General features: G+C 34.2%; 17 protein-coding genes and 1 pseudogene. 5 read left to right on the top strand and 13 right to left on the bottom strand.

Going from position 1 to position 20,151, the window contains the following annotated elements; all coding sequences use genetic code 11:
* Positions 1-5 precede the first annotated feature (5 nt).
* Positions 6-599: a hypothetical protein gene (locus BLS90_RS14190; protein WP_091258789.1), complete on the bottom strand. Its 594-nt coding sequence runs from the start codon at positions 597-599 to the stop codon at positions 6-8.
* A gap of 195 nt (positions 600-794) precedes the next feature.
* Here BLS90_RS14190 and mtaB point away from each other — a divergent pair, with 195 nt between their 5' ends.
* Positions 795-2,123: a tRNA (N(6)-L-threonylcarbamoyladenosine(37)-C(2))-methylthiotransferase MtaB gene (gene mtaB, locus BLS90_RS14180; RefSeq protein WP_091258786.1), complete on the top strand. Its 1,329-nt coding sequence runs from the start codon at positions 795-797 to the stop codon at positions 2,121-2,123.
* A gap of 174 nt (positions 2,124-2,297) precedes the next feature.
* Here the strand turns inward: mtaB and BLS90_RS14175 are convergent, their stop codons facing one another.
* Entirely contained in the window at positions 2,298-3,014 is a 717-nt protein-coding gene (locus BLS90_RS14175; RefSeq protein ID WP_091258784.1) for a 3-ketoacyl-ACP reductase, read from the bottom strand.
* Positions 3,015-3,335: 321 nt separating this feature from the next.
* Between BLS90_RS14175 and BLS90_RS14170 the strand changes: the two genes are divergently transcribed.
* Positions 3,336-4,202 (top strand): L,D-transpeptidase, encoded by an 867-nt coding sequence (locus tag BLS90_RS14170; RefSeq protein ID WP_091258782.1) that lies wholly within the window; start codon positions 3,336-3,338, stop codon positions 4,200-4,202.
* 277 nt (positions 4,203-4,479) lie between these two features.
* Here the strand turns inward: BLS90_RS14170 and BLS90_RS14165 are convergent, their stop codons facing one another.
* From BLS90_RS14165 to BLS90_RS14140, 6 genes are all read right to left on the bottom strand, one after another.
* Positions 4,480-4,821 carry a hypothetical protein gene (locus BLS90_RS14165; protein WP_091258780.1) on the bottom strand — a complete coding sequence of 114 codons (342 nt, stop codon included), beginning with the start codon at positions 4,819-4,821 and terminating at the stop codon, positions 4,480-4,482.
* Between the two features lie 59 nt (positions 4,822-4,880).
* Positions 4,881-5,159 carry a DUF2805 domain-containing protein gene (locus tag BLS90_RS14160; RefSeq protein ID WP_066081282.1) on the bottom strand — a complete coding sequence of 93 codons (279 nt, stop codon included), beginning with the start codon at positions 5,157-5,159 and terminating at the stop codon, positions 4,881-4,883.
* 117 nt (positions 5,160-5,276) lie between these two features.
* The gene (locus BLS90_RS14155) at positions 5,277-6,104 is read right to left on the bottom strand and encodes a sterol desaturase family protein (RefSeq protein WP_091258778.1); all 828 of its coding nucleotides are present in this window, start codon (positions 6,102-6,104) and stop codon (positions 5,277-5,279) included.
* Positions 6,105-6,149: 45 nt separating this feature from the next.
* Positions 6,150-6,758 (bottom strand): alpha-ketoglutarate-dependent dioxygenase AlkB family protein, encoded by a 609-nt coding sequence (locus BLS90_RS14150; protein ID WP_091258776.1) that lies wholly within the window; start codon positions 6,756-6,758, stop codon positions 6,150-6,152.
* A 4-nt stretch (positions 6,759-6,762) separates the two neighbouring features.
* Positions 6,763-7,116 carry a DoxX family protein gene (locus tag BLS90_RS14145; protein WP_091258775.1) on the bottom strand — a complete coding sequence of 118 codons (354 nt, stop codon included), beginning with the start codon at positions 7,114-7,116 and terminating at the stop codon, positions 6,763-6,765.
* 68 nt (positions 7,117-7,184) lie between these two features.
* Positions 7,185-8,081, bottom strand: a complete 897-nt coding sequence (locus BLS90_RS14140; protein ID WP_091258773.1) for a DMT family transporter — start codon at positions 8,079-8,081, stop codon at positions 7,185-7,187.
* 135 nt (positions 8,082-8,216) lie between these two features.
* Between BLS90_RS14140 and BLS90_RS14135 the strand changes: the two are divergent.
* Positions 8,217-10,334: pseudogene (locus BLS90_RS14135) on the top strand (TonB-dependent receptor domain-containing protein).
* A gap of 79 nt (positions 10,335-10,413) precedes the next feature.
* Here BLS90_RS14135 and BLS90_RS14130 read toward each other — a convergent pair.
* The 3 genes from BLS90_RS14130 to BLS90_RS14120 form a co-directional block, all read right to left on the bottom strand.
* A complete protein-coding gene (locus tag BLS90_RS14130; RefSeq protein WP_091258771.1) occupies positions 10,414-14,163 on the bottom strand; it encodes an ice-binding family protein in 3,750 nt (1,249 codons plus the stop codon).
* A gap of 235 nt (positions 14,164-14,398) precedes the next feature.
* Positions 14,399-15,376, bottom strand: a complete 978-nt coding sequence (locus BLS90_RS14125) for a response regulator (protein WP_091258769.1) — start codon at positions 15,374-15,376, stop codon at positions 14,399-14,401.
* A 31-nt stretch (positions 15,377-15,407) separates the two neighbouring features.
* Entirely contained in the window at positions 15,408-17,876 is a 2,469-nt protein-coding gene (locus BLS90_RS14120; protein ID WP_091258767.1) for a PAS domain-containing sensor histidine kinase, read from the bottom strand.
* Between the two features lie 503 nt (positions 17,877-18,379).
* On the opposite strand from BLS90_RS14120, the gene BLS90_RS14115 reads away from it, so the two are divergent.
* Complete coding sequence (locus BLS90_RS14115; protein ID WP_091258765.1) at positions 18,380-18,595, top strand: hypothetical protein; 216 nt, start codon at positions 18,380-18,382, stop codon at positions 18,593-18,595.
* A 74-nt stretch (positions 18,596-18,669) separates the two neighbouring features.
* Here the strand turns inward: BLS90_RS14115 and BLS90_RS14110 are convergent, their stop codons facing one another.
* Together BLS90_RS14110 and BLS90_RS14105 are read right to left on the bottom strand one after the other, a co-directional pair.
* Positions 18,670-19,062, bottom strand: a complete 393-nt coding sequence (locus BLS90_RS14110) for a DUF2721 domain-containing protein (protein WP_091258763.1) — start codon at positions 19,060-19,062, stop codon at positions 18,670-18,672.
* A gap of 364 nt (positions 19,063-19,426) precedes the next feature.
* Positions 19,427-19,705, bottom strand: a complete 279-nt coding sequence (locus BLS90_RS14105; protein ID WP_139171438.1) for a hypothetical protein — start codon at positions 19,703-19,705, stop codon at positions 19,427-19,429.
* A gap of 254 nt (positions 19,706-19,959) precedes the next feature.
* On the opposite strand from BLS90_RS14105, the gene BLS90_RS14100 reads away from it, so the two are divergent.
* Positions 19,960-20,151 (top strand): helix-turn-helix domain-containing protein (locus BLS90_RS14100; protein ID WP_139171437.1); only part of this gene is annotated, 192 nt, incomplete at its 3' end.

Here is a 20,151-nt window from a genome sequence, read left to right as displayed (position 1 = left end):
CAATTTCAATTAAACAGTTTATTTGGCTTTTTTGGTGGTTTACAGCTTTTACAAAAATCAGGTAATTCATTGATTTTTTGCAGCACGGCAGAATGGATGGCAGCCAGTTTCTCCTCCTCTTGACCAAGATTAGTATTCTTTGAAGCCATAGCATGATCTTCAGTATAGTGTTGCTGAATGCTGTTGAATAGGACTTGTAAAAAACTCACGTCAGAAAAAGTGCCTTTTTTATCGTATATTTCTTTTCGTAATTTTCGCGCGTACAATTCAGATAAGTCGAATTCATATTGCGCAAAATTTAGTAAATATTTCGCTGTAATACTATCGGTTGCGATAATGGAGGCGGCATTCCGTTTGAATGATGAAATTACTTTGGCATTAAAGTTTTTGGTAAACATAAACTCGACATTGCTCATTTGGAATGCAAAATCAAGACTGGAAGCCGTATGCATGCTATTTATTTTTACAGCACCAATTTGAGTAGCATTAGATTGAAAATCGGAAAGTTGCAACTGGTATTTTCCATCCCACTCTACGTTATTTTGAGCATGTACTTGTGCCATTACGAAAACCAATGCTATTAAAACTAATTTTTTCATGGAGTGATTTTTAATGCAAGATAATGCTAATATCCAGAAAATTATAGATTTCGTTTTAAAGAATATTGTGTGTAAATTTGCACCACGTTGCGAGAAGGATAGCAGCGGCATCCTTTTGTGTAGCGATAGCGCAACAAAAGATACAGCGGATAGCCTGACCCGACGAAGTAAGGGACTCGCACAAACAAAAAGAATATGACAGAGAGAAAAAAAGTTGCTTTTTATACGCTTGGTTGCAAACTAAATTTTTCCGAAACATCTACGATTGCTCGTTCTATTGAAGACGAAGGCTTTGATCGTGTGGATTTTGAAGAAGTGGCTGATATGTACGTGATAAACACGTGTTCTGTGACTGAAAATGCGGATAAGCAATTCAAGCAGATTGTAAAAAAAGCAATGAAATTAAATAATAAAGCATTTGTTGCGGCGGTGGGCTGTTATGCGCAATTGAAACCGGAGGAGTTGGCGGCCGTTGATGGGGTTGATTTGGTTCTTGGCGCCACCGAAAAATTTAAATTAGCAGATTATATTAATGATTTGTCTAAAAATGACTTTGGTGAAGTGCATTCTTGTGAGATTAGTGAAGCTGATTTCTATGTGGGAAGTTACTCAATAGGGGATAGAACCCGAGCTTTTTTGAAAGTGCAGGACGGTTGTGATTATAAATGTACGTATTGCACGATTCCACTAGCAAGAGGAATTTCCAGAAGTGATGCCTTAGAAAACGTATTGAAAAATGCGGCAGCTATTTCAGCGCAGGACATTAAGGAAATTGTTTTGACTGGTGTAAACATTGGTGATTACGGAAAAGGAGAATTTGGAAATAAAAAACACGAACATACTTTCTTAGAATTGGTTCAGGAATTAGATAAAGTTGAGGGCATCGAAAGATTACGAATATCATCTATTGAGCCTAATTTATTGAAAAATGAAACGATTGAATTTGTGTCAAAAAGCAGGACTTTTGTTCCTCATTTTCACATTCCGTTGCAATCCGGTAGCAATGACATTTTGAAATTAATGAAACGACGTTACCAACGTGAAATATATACAGAACGGGTAAATAAAATTCGGGAAGTAATGCCTCATGCTTGTATTGGCGTGGACGTAATTGTTGGTTTTCCTGGAGAAACGGAGGAGCATTTCTTGGAGACTTACAATTTTTTAAATGAAATGGATATTTCTTATTTGCACGTTTTCAAATATTCGGAACGTGATAATACAGAAGCGGCCGAAATGAATGGTGTAGTTCCTGAAAATGTCCGAGTGAAAAGAAGTAAAATGATGCGTGGATTGTCGGTGAAAAAACGCCGTGCTTTTTACGAAAGTCAGTTAGGTAGCAATAGAACTGTTTTATTCGAAAGTGAAAATAAAGAAGGTTATATTCATGGGTTTACAGAGAATTACGTAAAAGTAAAAACACCGTGGAATCCCGAATTAGTTAATACGTTGCACGAAATTAATTTGACTAAAATCGATGAAGATGGTAGTGTGCGAATGGATTTTATTAAGGCGTTGGTTTAATGATTTAAACATATAAGTCATTTAATTTTTTTAAATCATTAAGGGATTTTTACCATATAAGCCATACAAGAAAAAGGCTAAAAAACCATTAAGGCATTACGTTTTATTAAGTTTTACGCTTAATTTCCTTAAAGCCTTAATGGTTGACCTACATGACTTATATGTAAAAAAAAATTACGGATTCGTAGACCAAATACTGCTGTTTTTTATAAATACTCTTCGGTTTAATTTAAGCTGAGCGATGATTAATTCGGCCATATCTTCGGCTTGCATTACTTTATCAGGATTTCCATCGGTTAGTTTCAATTCTTTGGCCATATCAGTGGCAACAGTGCTAGGTGTTAAGGCTGTAACTCGGATATTGTATTTACGAACTTCTTGCATCAATGATTCTGTCAATCCTAACACTGCAAATTTTGAAGCGCTGTACGCACTGGTTAACGCATTTCCACTTAATCCTGCAGTCGAGGAAATATTGATGATATCTCCAGTTTGTCTTTCAATCATATTTGGTAACACGGCACGTGTCGCATAATACGTCCCCATCAAGTTGACTTGAATGATACGTTCCCAAGCTTCAGGTTCCAGTTCGAGGAATTTACCAAAAGCAGCAATTCCAGCATTATTGATTAGAATGTCAATTGTTTTAAATTCAGATAAAGCTTTATCTACTGCGGTGTTTACTGAATTAATGTTGGCAACATCAGCTATAAGAGTCAATGATTTAACTCCCAAAGCATTCACTTCTTGCGCTACTTGATCTAAATCCGATTGTGTTCGGGCAACTAGGATTACATTAACCCCTTCTTTAGCTAAAGCGATAGCAACTGCTTTACCAATTCCTTTTCCGGCACCGGTTATCAGTGCATTTTTATTTTTTAAGTCGTTCATGTTATTTTCTTTTTGTGTGACGTGATTAGCAAAGTTAAGTATTTAGCTTTTTTTAAGCGATACTAAAAGGTAAAATGGCATAGTATTAACGTTTTTGTAGTTCCAAAAAAAAAGCTTAAGATGTTGTTATATGTTGTGTTTATTTGGTGGCAAATAACTTCTTCAACCATTAAATGGAGTCATTTGGTGTAAAGTAGTGTCGACTTTAAGTTTTGCCAATATTTAAATTAGACAAGAAAATATCATAATTATGTAACAAGTAACTTTGTAAAAAAGATCATTTTTGCAAATGACTATTCCAAAAAACAATAAAATACCCTTATGAAAAAAATAGCCCTTATTTTAAATATTAGTATTGCAATCTTATTCTTTTCTTGTAAACAACAAGATAAACAGGATACAACAAATGAAACTGTCATTGTCAAAGAAAGGTACGAGCCTAAAAAAAGAGCATATCATATCGAAAGCGCCAAAGAATTTTTGTCAAAAAACAGTAATGATGTTGCGCAATTAAATATTGTATATGCCTTAAATAGGACTGATGAAGCCAATTTTAAAGAAATGGATTCTGTTGTAATTCCAGATGATAGCAGTGGAGATATAGAATTTTACTTCCCTTTTCCATTAGAGGTTTCTTCCTTGAAAGAAGTTAACAAGATTGTTTTTTTCTCGTATCCTACTCAAACCTTTGCGGCGTATGAAAAAGGGCAGTTAATTTATACTGGCCCAACTAATATGGGACGTGAAAAAGATAAAACTCCTACAGGACTTTTTTTTACAAACTGGAAAGCAGAGCAAACCACTAGTACTTTTGATGATGAATGGGAATTACATTGGAATTTCAACATAGAAAATAAATTGGGTGTGGGATGGCATCAATATGCTCTACCAGGATACCCCGCTTCTCATTCTTGTTTAAGACTGCAAGAAAAAGATGCACGTAAATTGTATGATTGGGCAGAGCAATGGGAATTAGCCGATCCCGAAACTGTTAGGGTAAAGGGAACTCCGGTAATCGTTTTTGGTGCGTATGATTTTGCCGCTTCTAAACCATGGTTAAAGTTAGTTACGAATCCTAAGGTATTGGATATTTCTGAAAGTGAAGTTGAAACGGTAACAAAGCCTTTTTTAAATACTATTCTGAAAGAACAAAAAATCAGACAGGATTTTCAGCGTTCTCAAAAATAAATACGTGGCTATTTTTGTTGGAAAAAATTATATTATTTTAGACTGTATTCTTTGGTTACGTATAGCTTCTTTTGACTATCATCAGTTTCGGAAGAGGTGATTTACTATATGTAGCTGTAGTTTTTAAAAGTATTTTTCAAGGCTATTAGCCCTGTTTAATACAAAGTAAGGTGTAGGAATTTCTAGAATTGTGATACAATTTTAAAGTGGCAAGGCTTTCATAGACTGAATTAGATCTTTAGTCTTTTTGGACTTCGAATTGCTGTGATGAAGTAGATTATTTCGTGTTTAATAGATGCAGTATTTCCTCTGGGTTTTTAACTTCTATTATTAATTTTTTAAAATAATGATCTTTCAATTCAACTACCACCGCATTTTTTTTGTTCATGACGTCCCAAAAATTCCTGCCTTTTTTATAAAATGTTCCGGAAGCAATTAATCCTGGGATTTCAGTTCCTGGCATTCTAAAGCCTTTCCAAAAGGTGAAATCTTCTGGTTCGTGGTGGGCTCTGATAATGCTTGTTTTTGGTACAATAATTTTGCTTTCCATTGCCCAAATTTTATGAAGTCCTATAATTTCAAAAATAAAATTATCATTTTGTACTAATACTGTTACCACATTAATTAGATTTTAAAGAAAAGAAACAAAAAAACTCCTGAATTTCAGGAGTTTTGTCTTTAATCAAGTTTGTTTTTTATATAATATTTACCATCTAGATCTTCATCAAAATCGTCAATTTTAACGGGTTTTGGTTTTGGTTTGTTTGCAGTCGCTTTCTTTTTCCACATTTCGAATTTTTCAGCTGGCATCTTCTTTTTCATGATCTCAAGAATTTCTTTCTCGGCCAGACCAAATTCTTTTTTGATGATTTCAAAAGGGTTTTTTTCTTCTAAAGCCATTGTAACAAGTTTTTCTGTTTGCTCCCAGTTCAATTCTTTTCGGTTACTCTTTTTCATCACGTGAAAATTAATTCAAATAAGTATTAATGATTAATAAATTACAATTCTAATTTAATTCCAATATTAAGAAAAAAATATTTAGCTTTTATCAAAAGATTGCTTTTTTTATATTTTTTACTGATTTTTTTTTAAAGGCTGTTTTTTAAAGGGTATTTTTAATAAATTTTTTAATTCATTGTGCTCTTCAGGGTGGGGATGCGTATCGATTCCGTAAACGATTTCCTCTTTAGGGAGCGTCATAAAAGTGCCAAATAGTCTATCCCAAATGGAGAAGATATTTCCATAATTACTATCCGTGTAAGGAAGAACATGATGATGGTGTACTTTATGCATGTCTGGAGAAACAATAAAATAACTCAAGATAGTATCTACTTTTTTTGGTAGCGAGATGTTAGCATGGTTGAACTGCGTTGCTACAACAGATAGTGTTTGGTACAGGAAAACCAGCCACATGGGGGTTCCAATGATTAAAACACCTAGTGCAGTAAAAGTAAACCGAATAACACTTTCACCAGGATGATGCCTGTTTGCTGTGGTGGTGTCTATCCATGTATCTGTATGATGAATTAAATGGAAACGCCATAGGATTTTAGTTTTATGTTCTACTAAATGGACCAAGTAAGCTCCAATTAGATCCAGTAGCAGTAGACCCGTAAGCGCATAAAACCATACCGACATTTTAGGTAGCCATTGCAAAATGCCAAAATGGTTTGCAATGGTCCAATCAGCTGTTTTCAACAAGATGAAAGCCAAGCAAAAATTGACGACAATAGTGGTAAATGTCATAAAAATATTGATACCTGCATGATGCCATTTTTTGTAATTGAAGTTGAAAAGTGGATAAGCATTTTCTATCAGCCAGAAAAAAGTAATGCCGCCCACAAGAATTAAACTTCTATGTGATGAAGGAATAGTAGAAAAATAGGCAATTAGATCATTCATGATTAGAGTATTTATTTCAAATCTACTACATTTTTAAGACAATATCTACTTGATTACCCGAAAAGTACCATTTATTCTGGAGCCGATAGTCTTTGCTGTTTTCGGAATTTGGTGCTTCCAGAAATGTTGTGTCGTCCCTTTCATCAATAATAAGCTTCCGTGTTCCAGATTAATTGTTTTTTTTAGCTCTTTTTCAAAATTATGCCTCAGTTGAAACGCTCGTTCTGTTCCAAAGCTCACTGATGCAATTACCGGATTTACGCCTAATTCTTTTTCGTTATCGGCGTGCCAGCCGTTGCTGTCTTTTCCATCGCGATATTGATTGAGTAATACCGTTGTAAAAGTAGTAGCCGCGACGGTTTCGATTTTTGCCTTTATCTCTTGCAAAAGTAAATTCCATGGGTTCGGTTGCATGGTTATATTAGAATAAGAATATGGCTTTCCTTCATTTCCAAATAAAGCCGTTAAGCGAGGTTGTGGATGCATTTTTCCATAGACCCTAATGTCATCTTGCTGCCATGGGATATCTGTCTCTAATTTGGCAAAAATGATATCGGCTTGCTCTTTGTCAAAAAAGTGAGGATAATAAATAATTTCAGCGTCTGGCAAGTCAAGATATACTGGTTCTGATGAAGATTCAAAGAGTGATTTCACGGGATTAGGTATATTGGTAGGCCCAAAAAATTAATAGTAATTGTAAAGGCATTCGCAAAAGCAAAACCCATTTAGGCAAGCCCATTCTCGCTTTTTCATCAAAATACATATAGAGATGTGTGGGAAAAATGGCGATCAGTAGCGCAATAACTCCCCAAGCAGCGTAGCTTGAAAGTAGTGGAATGCAGAGTACAATTCCCAAAAAAATCTCCCCCAAACCGCTAATTTGGTTTAATAATTTTGGATTCGGAAAATAAGGAGGGATTATTTTCAGGTACAGTCTCGGGTTTCTGAAATGGTTTAATCCAGCAATAAAGTAAATAAAAGCCATCACGTACAAATGCCAAGGTAAATTCATAATAAAGTTATTTAGTACGAATTTATAAAAATTTAAATGAAATAAAAGCAAATAGCATCAAATTGAAGTTACTTGAATTTTTTAAAATTAACATTCATAATCACAATCGCAAAAATAATCAAAATGATGCCAATCCATTGGATCAGAGTTACTTTTTCACTCAATAGAAAATAGGCCATTAGTACTGATACAGGCAGTTCTAGGGCCGAGACGATGCTTCCTAAACCAATTCCTGTTAGCGGGAAACCGGCATTTAACAACAAAGGCGGAATTATAGTTCCAAAAAGCGCTAGTATAAGTCCCCATTTTCGGAAAATCTCAAAATTGAATGTGCCTGTTTGTGTGGCTATGGCAAATCCAGCTACAATTACTGCGCCTCCAAGCAGCATATAAAGGCTGCGTTGTGCTGAGGAAACATGAGTAGCAACCCGATTAGCCGTAAACATTGTTGTCGTAAAGGAGGTCGCTGCTAAAAATCCTAAAACGATGCCACGCCAGTCTAAATCTACTTTGCTTTGTATGAGATTTGTGGCAAGTGCTGTGCCAAAAAGCACGATAATGACAGCTATTATTTTTTGGTTTGACGGTCTTTTCTTTTCTAGAATCATTTCGAATAAAACACCCATCCAAACGGTTTGCATCAATAAAACAATGGCAATCGAAACAGGGATATATTTTACAGCCAAATAATAAAAAATACTAGTCAGCCCTAAGGAAGTTCCTGCCAGCATTAATTGAGAAATATTTTTCTTGGATGCTTTAACCACATCATTTCCTTTTTTAACTTTTTGAAAAAGATTAATCAACAGCATTCCTGTAATTCCATAAACAAATTGAGCGATGGTAACTTCGGGAGTCGTAAAACCTTCACCGTAAGCTATTTTTACAAAAGTAGCCAGCATTCCGTAGCTCGTAGCACCTAGACCAACTAGTAAAACTCCTTTTAGTACACTATTTTTTATCATTTTTTTCAATTTTAAAAAGCGGGCAAAGATAGATGAATTTATTTACGACCGATTTTTTTAGGGACTAAAATTATTCGAAAAACTGTAACAAATAATATCTTACAAAGTCTTATAGCAAAAATTAAATAAAATAATATGCGAAAATTAGGTCTAATCGCCATGATGACTTTTGCAAGTGTGTTTGCCGTTTCTGCCCAAACTACTGCTGAAAAAGCTCCCGAAAAAACAACGCAATTAATTGAGGTTACTGTTATAAAAACAAAAAAAGCGATCGAGCAAAAAGCAGATCGTACGATATTTAATTTTTCAGACCAACCTAGTTTAAACACGGGATCGGTGCTGGAAGGAATAAAAAAACTTCCGGGTTTAATAGCTTCGGATATTGCAGGAATGATGTACCAAGGAAAACAATTGGACGTATTTATGGACGGTAGACCATTAAATATTTCGACGAATGAGTTGAATGCTTTTTTAGAAGGAATGCCTGCAAATGCAATTGAAAAAATAGAGATTATTACACAACCGGGTGCTGAATTTCCAGCTACTTCTGGTGGAGCGATTTTGAATATTATTACTAATAAAAATGCTAAGAATTACTTGAGTGCCACCTATACCAATAGCACGAGTTTTACGAGTTATGACCAGGTACGGTGAAGAATGAACAACAGTCTTTTGTTAAGTGCCAAGAATAAATATTTTGGGTGGCAGTTGAATTTGGGACAAAATTATAGAGAAAGTGCGGTGTGGGCTTCTTTAGAAAAACAGGGAAATGGGATGAATTCTTTGTTGTCTAAAACAGATGCAGATCGTGTAGGGCGAAATAATTTTGTCAAATCGGCTTTGACATTTGATATTGGTAAGGATCGTTTGCTCTTGAATTATGATATCACTCACAATAATAATGACAGTTATACACTTGGAAACGGACCCGGTTTTAGTACTAATGATGCCTCTATGAGTTCAGGCTTGCGCCAAGATGCGGTTGTTACGTATCAGAAAAAATTCGAAAACACCTCCAAAAAGCTAGAATTCAAGTTCAATTACAACAACAATACAAATGACTTTGAATTAAGTCCAGTAGGGAATTCACTTGTCACTTTAGCCAATTCTTCTCATCAAAATTTATACAATGCTAAGGTTGATTTCTCACAACCCATCAAGTTCTCTGATGAAGGAAAAGTGAGTTTGGGGGCTTTGTACGAAGAGTTGCTTTTTGATGCAGCTAGCAGAGGCGTTACCAATTTAGAATACAAAAGGAGGACAGCTGCTTCGTATGTAGAAGTACAGACTAAGTTTGACAAAATGAATTTTATTGTTGGCGGTCGCGCCGAAGAGTACAACATTACAGGCAAAACAGATGTGGCTGTTTTAAGTGCTTTTAAGCAATTTCGATTTTTTCCCAATGCGAGTGCGCAGTATAATTTTAGTAATTCGGTTAATTTCAACATGAATTACAATAAAAAAATTACGCTTCCAAGTACCTCAGCATTGAACCCAAACAACACCAATTATCAAAATCCAAACGTAGATTATTCCGGTAATCCCAATTTACAACCCACCATTTTTGATAATTATGAGGTAAAATTGAGCGCTTTTGATTATGCTTTTATCAGTTATAACATCAGTTCTGCTAAGAATCAAGTGATAAATAGAGTCACACTTGATGCTGATTTGGTAGTAAATACTAATGAAAATATTCCCGAGGTTAAGATTCATAATTTTAGCGTTGGAATGCCTATTCCGTACATGTTGTTTACCAAAGGACTGGCAGAAACTTTGAAAATGAATGTGAATCCAGATACAATGAATTTTTTATATGTGTATGCAGGCTACCAATACCACCAAATCCCAAATGTTGATACTAACGGCTTTTGGATGCTAAACTTCATGTCGCAGCTAGTATTGCCAGAAAAAATAAAATTTGTAGCCAATTATAATTATATTATTCCAAAAGGGAATTACTTTTATTTCATAGCCGTTGAACCCATCAGAAACTCTTTGGATTTGACATTCTCTAAAAAGTTCTTTAAAGACCAATTGACACTTTCTATTTATGCTGACGATGTTTTGAATACCAATAGAAATGCTTTCAATTCGTTTGAAACACCCTTGCTAATCAGTAGTAAACAAGACACGAGGAAATTTGGCTTTAGCCTGAATTACAAGCTTCCAACCAAAAATAAATTAGCCAAAGAAAACCCGAATTTATTGAATAAAGAGAAGAAGGAAGACGATGGGATTTTAAATCAATAGGGGGGTTACTATAATAAACGACTATCTTTTGTTTTGTTGTCTTTTGATTATTATGACTACCGTCTTTATTTAGATTTTGTTAAAATAAAATTTTAGTAGTAACTACTTTGTCACTTTGTAGTATTGTTTTCACGAATAAGGGTTGATGGCTTAAATCAAGCTCTAATATTGAAAATGTGTTAGTGTTAATCTTGTCTTTCTGATATATTTGTCGTCCTGCTAAATCATAAATATACACTTTGTCTATGGGTTCGACAGCTGAATTGATATTGATCTGCTTGCTTTTATGAGAAACCAAAACAGAAGATTGTGTAGTAGTTATGTCGTTAGTTCCTAAACTTTTGTTCGAATAAAGTAAGACAAAACGTTCGTTAAATACTCCTTCGGTGGTTGTAAAGGTATAGTCTCCATTTTTCAAATTAAAAATAGTTTGCAATACTTTGTCTTTTATAAACACTTCTTGACTTTGCAGAAAGCCATCAACATGATCGATACTTATTTTAAAGGTGCCGGCAACGGTCGTTCTGAAACCTAAAATCACTTCATCATTTTTATCAAATGGTAAAGTACGACCTTGTATTGATAAATTTTTATTTGAATTTATACTATAAAAATCAACAAATTCATGACCGTCAAAACTTTCTCCATCAAAATTACCATCAAATAAATTTGTAGCTCCCGTCACATAACCCACTAAAGCTTGTTTGAATATTCCCTGTACATTTGTGAAGTTCAACCAAACTCTTGATTTTTCTAAGGTGTTGATTACCTTGGTTTTGTCTTGTGTCATTTTGAAAAACTGAGTATTATCTAATACATTGTTATTACTGTCGGTTCGCATGTTATTATTAAAAACAGCATTTCCTGGCGCATCACTAATGGCAAAGAAAGATTGTCCTGCTGCAATTTTTCCAGTTGGTATTCCTCCCGCAAAGACAGCGACTCCTCCCAATAAATTATACGATGCATAATCATCAGAAGTATATGCATAAGCGCCTGAACCAGGATTTGAAATTTGGCTTGCTAATTGAATGGCTGTACTATGGGTCCAAAAATAAATAGTCCCATCTAATAGGGCTGAATTTAAGGCCAAAAATTGATCAGCATCAATAGCTGAAGGATAAGGATTTCCGATAAGATTTGAGGAATCGCTCGGTCCAATGGGTGTTTCTAATATTCCATTATTAGGTATACCGAAAAAATTTGTTTCATAAGTAGAGGCAGGAAAGCTACTATTGGTTTGAGGACCTTGCACGATATATCCCTTTCCAATTCCCATAGAAGACGATGGTGTTACCCGAATATAATCTTCAGGAGTTGAGAACGCATCAAATGAGTAAATTGTATTTAAGGGCGAATTTGGGAAGGCTGCGGATAAAATTTGTCCTGCAACAGGAGAAGACCAGTAGGTGTAATCGGAGTTTCTAACTGGAGTAGATTGTCGCTTGTACGTTACATTTCCGGAATTTATAATCCCATCATTAATTTGAATCAAGCTGGCGTTATTTTCGAAAGTAAGTGATCCTCCTGATATATTTAATTCATTAGTTGCAGTCATCGTAGCTCCAGTATTAATAGTGACTACGGCACCATTATTAATTGTAATGGAACACGCGTCAATGTTTTCGCTAGCCGTGTAATTTCCACTAAAAATAGCTGACCTAGTACTATTCGGAGGGCCATTATTCCATGAAGTGCCATTCCACGTTGTAGGAGTTGCAATTGAAATTTCCGCTGGCGTAGCATATCCAATGGGACAGCAGGTACAATTTTGAACCACTGCTCTGTAAAAAGTTGTTACAGTCACAGTTCCAATGGCTATTCCTGATAGGGTATTTGTTGTATTTTCAATATCAATGGGAGTTGTAAAATCAGAATCTAAAGCGCTTTGCCATTTGACGACTGAGCCGCAATTCCCTTCTAAAATTAAATCGGCCGGTTGACTTACGGAACAAAATTCTTGGTTTGATGAGATTATTCCAGGAATAGTAGCTTGGTTAATAGCAATCGTGACAATAGTAGAATTTAAAGTTTTGCTTCCAATGGTAACCACTGCTCTAAAATAGGTTGTTGCACTAACGTTTCCCATTTCAGCTCCGGTAAGGGAAGCAGTCGTATTCGGAATATCGGTTGGATTGGAGAAAACAAGGTCAGTAGATTTTTGCCATTGTACAACTGTAGTAACATTTCCGGTAAGCGTTAAAGCATTAGGCTGTGCGCCGGAACAGATCACTTGATTTGAAGAGGCAATAGGAATAATTGGGATGGATAGTGTAGCATTTTCTAATGTGATAGCGCCTGCGATTGTAAGAAATCGTCCCTCTGCTATTGTGTTATTTCCTAAAGCGATCGCACCTGCTAGGCAAATGAAATTCCCTTTAACATCACTGAATGCACCCACTTCTAAAGCGCCATCAATTACCCAAAATATATTAGATGTAATAGCACCATTCGTTACTATTATTTGGCTATGTGCTGCCATTGCTAGTGCCCCAGTAATTTTAAAAATAAAAACTGAATTTGATAATCCTTGTCCGTCCAAGGTAAGAATTCCTCCTAAAGTTGCGGCACTAGCAATTTGATAAACGCCTGGCTGTAGTGTTTCTCCAGCACCTAGTGCCGCGGGATGGGTACTTGTAGTAGTAATATTTTTTAAGGAATTAAATAAGGGTAATATAAAATTTGCACAAGCCGTCGTTAAAGCATCTTGTACATGTAATAAAGACATATTAGTAAATTGGCCAGTAATTACACCGGCGTTTGTGCCAATATTTGCCATATTGGTTGAAATGCCAGTATTTGCAATTGCACCAGCAGTTGTAAATAAAGCAAAAGAGCTTGCCGGTCCTTCCATCGTTGGCGGAACGACAATGTCGATTTTTACTGTATTGGAATAAACGGTTGATCCATCAATTAAGACAGCAACTCTGTAATAAGTGGTTGACGTAAGAGGTCCAATGCAGAAGCCACTAAGGGTTCCTAAATAATGGTTTATGTCTGTGGGGTTTGTAAAATTGCTATCGGTTGCACTTTGCCATTTTAGAATTGGATTATTATTGCGAATCAATACTAGATCCGCGGGTGTGGCTCCACTATTTATTGATTGATTTTCTTTTAGCAACATAGACGGTGTGGCTAATGACATCCCATCTAATGTTGTGATAGCTCCTGCCGTAGTCAAAACGCCCCCTTCTAAGGTACAATTAGCCCCCAGACTTATTGCTGCCGAACTAATAAATATACCTTTTGCTTCACTGTTTGCAGCTAAAGAAACAGCTCCAGTTATTATCCAAAATACGTTTTGAGCTTGGGTACCATTTGTTAAAATAATTTTCGATCCAGCACCCATAGTAAACGCTCCACCTGATCTAATAATAAAACGTGAGTTCGGATTGTTTTGACCGTCTAAGGTAAGAGTTCCATTTACTGAAATAGCTCCTCCTGTGTTATAAATACCTTGAGTAAGTGTTGTGATGGTTGATCCATAACCACCAGTGGTTTCAATATCAGCTAATCTACTGTTTAAATCAGTGTATAAGGCTCCCAAATCCGTAGCGCATTGAGCCGTTTCTGGGGTGGCATTAAATAAGGCAAAAGGTTGAGTTTGTAGGGATTCAAATCCGGTAAAAGCACCTGAATTAGTTCCTACATTTCCAGCATATATGGAGGTAGATCCGGCATTGGTTACGGCTCCTAACGAAGTAAATAATAAAAATTTGCTGGTAGTGCCCACCGAAGGGGCGATAGGGTTATTGTATTGAGAGAAAACAACACTAGTCTGAATTATTAAAAAGAGACTTGTTAGTAATTGGGGTAGATTTGCTTTCATAATGTGAAACTTTTGGATTCACAAAATTCTGCTAATTAAAAGTATGAAGGTTCAGTATATTTACTCTTTTTAAATAAGCAAATTTTTAAAAAAATCAGTAAAAGTACGGAAGAATACCTATCGTAAGTTTACTATTTAGAACCGCTATAAAAGGATGAAATAAACTGTTAACACTCCGAAAGTATAATTTTCTACGTCTGTTTTTAAATTTTCTTAACATAGTATATTAGAAAATTTAATCGATAGTTATTAATGTATTGCGAATTGCATACATGATAAGTTCAGCAATGTTTTTACAATCTGTTTTTTCTAGCAAATTTGCTCTGTAAGTTTCAATAGTTCGTTGTCCTAGGAAAAGAACTTCAGAGGTCTCCAAAGTAGATTTTCCTTTGCAAATCAATTTCAGTACCTCTAGTTCACGGTTGGTAAATGCAATTGGAATTTCTTCAGGACGTGTAACAATTTTTGGGACAGTTTTTTTATCAGCTAAGGGAATTATATTGCCTACAAGACTCGGATGTCCTTTGTATATAATTACTGAGCCATACAGCTCTACAAATACTGTATTTAAAGTTTTATGAACGGCTTCAAACTGGAATGAAATTGCTCCTTTTGAATCTTTTAAACAGCGATCAAAATCATTTAATATTTTTGTTTTATTACAATACTTATCATCGAGAAGATCAACAAAATTGATGGACTGGAAGTCATCATAGCTATACCCAAAAATGGTTGCTAATGCTTCATTATGAAATAGTAATTTTCCGTTTTGGTAAATATAAAAACCTAGTTTTGGATGGTCTGTTAATGCATGAAATTTTTCGTCATTGAACTGTTCAATCGTTTCGTATTTAGCGAGACGTGTTTTAATTACTTTTAATAGTTCATAGAAATCAAAAGGTTTGATAATATAATCATCAGCACCCAGCTGCATTCCTGCTCTGATATCCTCATTTTCTGTTCTCGCTGAAAAAAAGACTAATGGAATAGTCGATGTAGACTTAATTTGCTTGATTGTTTTATAAAAATCAAATCCATTCATATTGGGCATAGATATGTCACAGAGGATAAGGTCTGGAAAATGTTTCAACGTTTGTTGGATCCCTACAAGACCATCTTCTGCAACAAATACTTCAAAATTTTCCCCTGCAATAAATTCAGCTGTATTTTCTCTTAAGACTGCATCGTCTTCTATGATAAGAATTTTTTTCATTTCAAAAAAATTTAGAATAGTGCATTTTTTTTTACTGCTGATTTAAAATAATAGAATTGATTTCTGTTTTATTTAGTGGTTCATCCTCACTGTTTTCTCGCTGAAAATAAGGTAATATAATGGTTACTTTTGTTCCTTCACTCACCACTGATTCAATTAATATTTGGCCCTTATGAAGATCTATAAATCTTTTTACAATTGACAAACCAAATCCAGTTCCTTTTATAGCTCCGTGATTTGAAGCGCGATAAAAAGGTTCTAATAAATATGATATTTCCTCAGAAGGTATTCCAATTCCTCGATCGGTAATGATGAATTTTATCTCTTTGTTGACTACTTCATCTATATCAATCGTAATTTTTTTATTTTCGCAACTGTATTTTATAGCATTAGAGATAATATTAGTAAAAATATGCCGAATGATAAGGACATCCATGTAATAGGTTTTACTAGCTAATTTTGAACTTACTATTACCTTATGATTGGTGCCTGCCGCACTTATGTTTTCTTCAATAATCTCATTTATAAGGGGCAGAAGTTTAATGTTTGTAGGCCTAAAAAAAGATTTGCTATTTTGCTCTTCATCAATAAGGGAAACATCGTCCAGCAGTGCTTTAGTGTGCTGTACCGCATCAAAAATCTGTTTGAATATTTTTTCTTTTTTTTCCTCATTCCAAGTATCATTATAAATTTGTAATAATTGAACACTTGATAAAATTCCAGCTAACGGAGTTCTAAATTCATGGGAAACTGTAGAAATGAATTGGGATTTTAAAGTATTTACTTCTAGTAATTGTTGATTTAAATGTTTTAGTCTTTCCTCTTCTAATTTCCTTTCCGTAATATCATTAATAGTAGCAATTAATAGGAATTGCCCGTTAATCAATAACTGACTGGTGTATATCTCGACTTCCCTAGTAGTTCCTGAAGAAAATTTGTGTAAAAATTGAAAGTAAGATGATCCAGCGACTCCAAATTTCCCTATTTCTTCTATTATTTGATCTGCAGGAAAAGTACTTATATCAGATAGATTCATTAATTTGAACTGTCCCAGAGAATAGCCGTAAAATTTTGCTGCAGCTGAATTTGCATCTACTATATTTCCGTTAGTAGGATTAATCATTAATTGAGGCGATTGGTTTTTCTCGAACATAGCTTGATATAAATAACCGCTTTCCTTTAATGCATTTTCCGCTTTTTTACGATCGGAGATATCTCTAATGTGACAAAGAACATTATTGTGTGATTCTTCCATGTAAACCACAAGCTCAAATTCAACGTCAATTAATTTTCCTGACTTTGTCTCCAACAATTGGTTTTCAAAACGGCAGTATTTTTTTTCTTTCAATTCGGTAAAAGTCTCTTTTGAAATGATGGTGTTTTTAAATACACACAATTCCCAAAGTGCTTTTCCGACAAGTTGTTCATGATTAAAACCGATCATTTCAATGAAAAATGTATTTGCATCAGTGACTTTCCCACTATTGGAATCAAGAATTAAAATCCCTTCATTGGAAGTTTCAAAAAGACGGTTTGACCAACTTTCAGCGCTTAGTATTTTTTCAAGGGATAACTTCTGTTCCGTTATGTCTTGGACTACTCCAAAAAAATTAATTTCATTAGACTTCTTGTCATAATTAAACCTTCCGTTTCCGTCAACCCATCGAACTACTCCATCATTTTTGCGGATAATTCTGTACTCCTTCTTAAATGATGTTTTGTTTTTTATTGTTTTCTTTAAATACAATTGTATTTCTGTCCTGTCGTCAGGATGAACGCAGTCTATCCAATTGTTATAATTAACAACAGCATCATTTTTTAAGCCAAAAATAAAATATAACATCTCAGAAAACTCCCAAACATTGTTTGTGATGTTTACTTTATACCAACCAATTTGTCCAACACGTTGAAATTCTTGAAAGAATTCTTTTTCTAAAATAGCCTCTTGAAGTTGTTCTGCAGCAGTTAAATTAGTGATTTTTAAAAAGCATTGGTTACTTTGACTATTTATGACGGAGCCAGAAATCTTGATGTCTTTTACATCTTTTCCTCCCTTTAGCCCTAATAAGCAATCCTCAACAGTTTTCTCAAGAAACAGTTTACTAAAAAATTCTTTGAAAGCCGGTTTGTGATGATCAGCAATGTAGTGTTTTAGATTACTATCAATCAAATTTGATTTATCAACTTTTAATAATTGGCATGCAACCTTATTGGCATCAAGTACTGTTGCATTGGTATCAAGTATCACATACCCTAAAGATGCAAATTCATAAAATTCAGTATATTTTTCTAAAGCAGCATTTGCATTTGCCTGCGTTAACTGTAGCTCTTCATTTTGTAATTCTAGCTCGATCTGATGTACTTCTAACTCATGAATAAGTTTAATTTTGTCACATTCAAGTAAATTAGAAGTTTCATTTGTAATATTCTTTTTGTGAATTTTTAAGGCCCTTTGGTAAAGGTTTAACGGATCTTTAGGTTTAATTTTGGAATCTTTCATAGCAAAAATAAGTAATATTATAAAATCATCCTTAAGAACATTGTTTTACATGTACTAGGGAAATGTAGCTTCTACTAAAAATCACTGATAATAGCTCAGGATAATAGGATTATTAATGCATATAAACTTCTAATTATCTGTTAAAGGTATAGTATTAAGAAAACTAAATTGTTAAATGGATGCAATAATTTCATTACCAACGATAAAAATAAGTTAAGAGCGTGTTCTGTTGTGTATAAATTTCATTTTCAACCTGAATCTTAAATTATTAAAGATTTTTCCTTGTATTTTTTTCTTTATCCGATTTGTTTCATCAATGAAATAAAAGTGGTTACCGTGAGTGTTGCAATAACCTAACGGATAAGTGAATCTCATAAAAAATGAAATGATCCTATCAATTATAAGTATATTATTCCAAAAGGGAATTACTTATATTTCATAGCCGTTGAACCCATCAGAAACTCTTTGGATTTGACATTCTCTAAAAGTTCTTTAAAGACCAATTGACACTTTCTATTTATGCGGATGATGTTTTGAATACTAATAGAAATGCTTTCAATTCGTTTAAAACACCCTTGCTAATCAGTAGTAAACAAGATACGAGGAAATTTGGCTTTAGCCTGAATAATAAGATTCCAACCAAAAATAAATTGGCCAAAGAAAACCCGAATTTATTGAATAAAGAAAAGAAGGAAGACGATGAGATTTTAAATCAGTAATTTTCTGGATTAATATAAAGAAAGAGCTGTGAAATACTTTTTGAAGCTCTTTCTTTATGACTTTTTTTGAACTATTATTTCTGAATCAAATCACTCAAATGCAAACGCAAGGCATTGACAGAAATACTGATTTCCCAAAATGACAATCCCAACGAAATTAATAGTCCTAATAAACTCAGTCCAAAAAGATAAATTCCAGCTACTTGTTGCTCTAAAAACAGCAGGAGCATGGCAAAAACGGAAAGAAATAAACTTAAAACGCCTGCCAATTGCATGTTGCGAATTAGCGTCAATCGTAAATTCAGATTTTTTATTTCTAATAAGATTACAGCATTTTGCTTTTCAGTATAGGTTTTTTTTAGTCCTCGTACGATGGTAGCAATGGTCAAAAACCGATTGGTGTAGGCTAACAAAATTAGCGAAGTAGCGCCAAAAAGTAATGCAGGGGTTTCTATTTGTAAAGTCATTTTGATGGTTTGAATTAAAGATACAAAATTCGATAAACAAATTGGGATAACTACTTTCTTGCTTAAAAAGTTGTTAATTGATTTACATCAAGCCTTTCCTATAGTTGGTTTGTTTATTTAGTCTCAACAAGTAAGATTCAGAAATATAAGTAGTGACTTGCCTTGATTTGTTAGGAGTAACTGATATTATCGTTGTGCCAAATTTAGATTTAACGAAAGATTTGTTCGATTAGTATCCTTCCGCATTCCCATAATCATTAAAGGTTGATTAATTTTTATAAATTTTAGTGTTTAATAGCCTTCTTAAAACGATTATCGATATGGATAGTATTAGCAAAATCACAAGGACTTAAAATAATATGCTTTACGTTATAAAATAACAAATGGAATTTAATTTCATACAGCTGTAAACTCCTACTCCTAAAGAAAGTTGTAAATACCTTTTAATTTGCATTAATCTGTAAATTAAAATCGCAGCTCGTTGAATTAAATGCGAAAATTGTTTTAGGTTAATAGTTTTACCAGAAGCATGGTCACCTCTACCAGAAGAACCTAAACTATCAATACAATCTGCATGTTTGACTGTATAAGAAATATCGCCGGCACCTCCAGAACCTGAGTCGCCGGCAACTTTTTTACCCATTCCCATGTGTTGCGAAATACTTCTTCAGTTCATTATCGCTCTTGTGTATGCTTTATCATTCCAATTGACGACTAAAATACGCGATACTTTAACCAAACAAAAAAGTTACAAATCTTTATTTAACTAGATTCAATTAGTTAATGCAACTCTCAGGAAAAAAGATAGGATAATTTTTTCAAAAGAAAGGACATTTAAGTCCTCTCCTTCGAATGGAATAAATTGTCTTTATTTACTCCTGACCAAAGTTGTAAATAATGAGCCATTTAACCAGTGAACAAAGGTATACTATTAGTGTATTATTAGAGCAGAATTTCAGTAAAAGCGAAATAGCAATAGTTATTAAAAAAGATAAGTCAGTTTTAACACGAGAGCTAAAACGTAATTGTGATTTACGCAGTGGTAACTATGATTTTGATTTAGCTCAACGAAAATATGAAAAACGACAA

The sequence above is a fragment of the Flavobacterium omnivorum genome (genome assembly GCF_900099915.1).
Classification (GTDB): Bacteria; Bacteroidota; Bacteroidia; order Flavobacteriales; family Flavobacteriaceae; genus Flavobacterium; species Flavobacterium omnivorum.
Note: the sequence above shows the minus strand (reverse complement) of the source record. Positions and strands in the feature narration are given on the sequence as shown.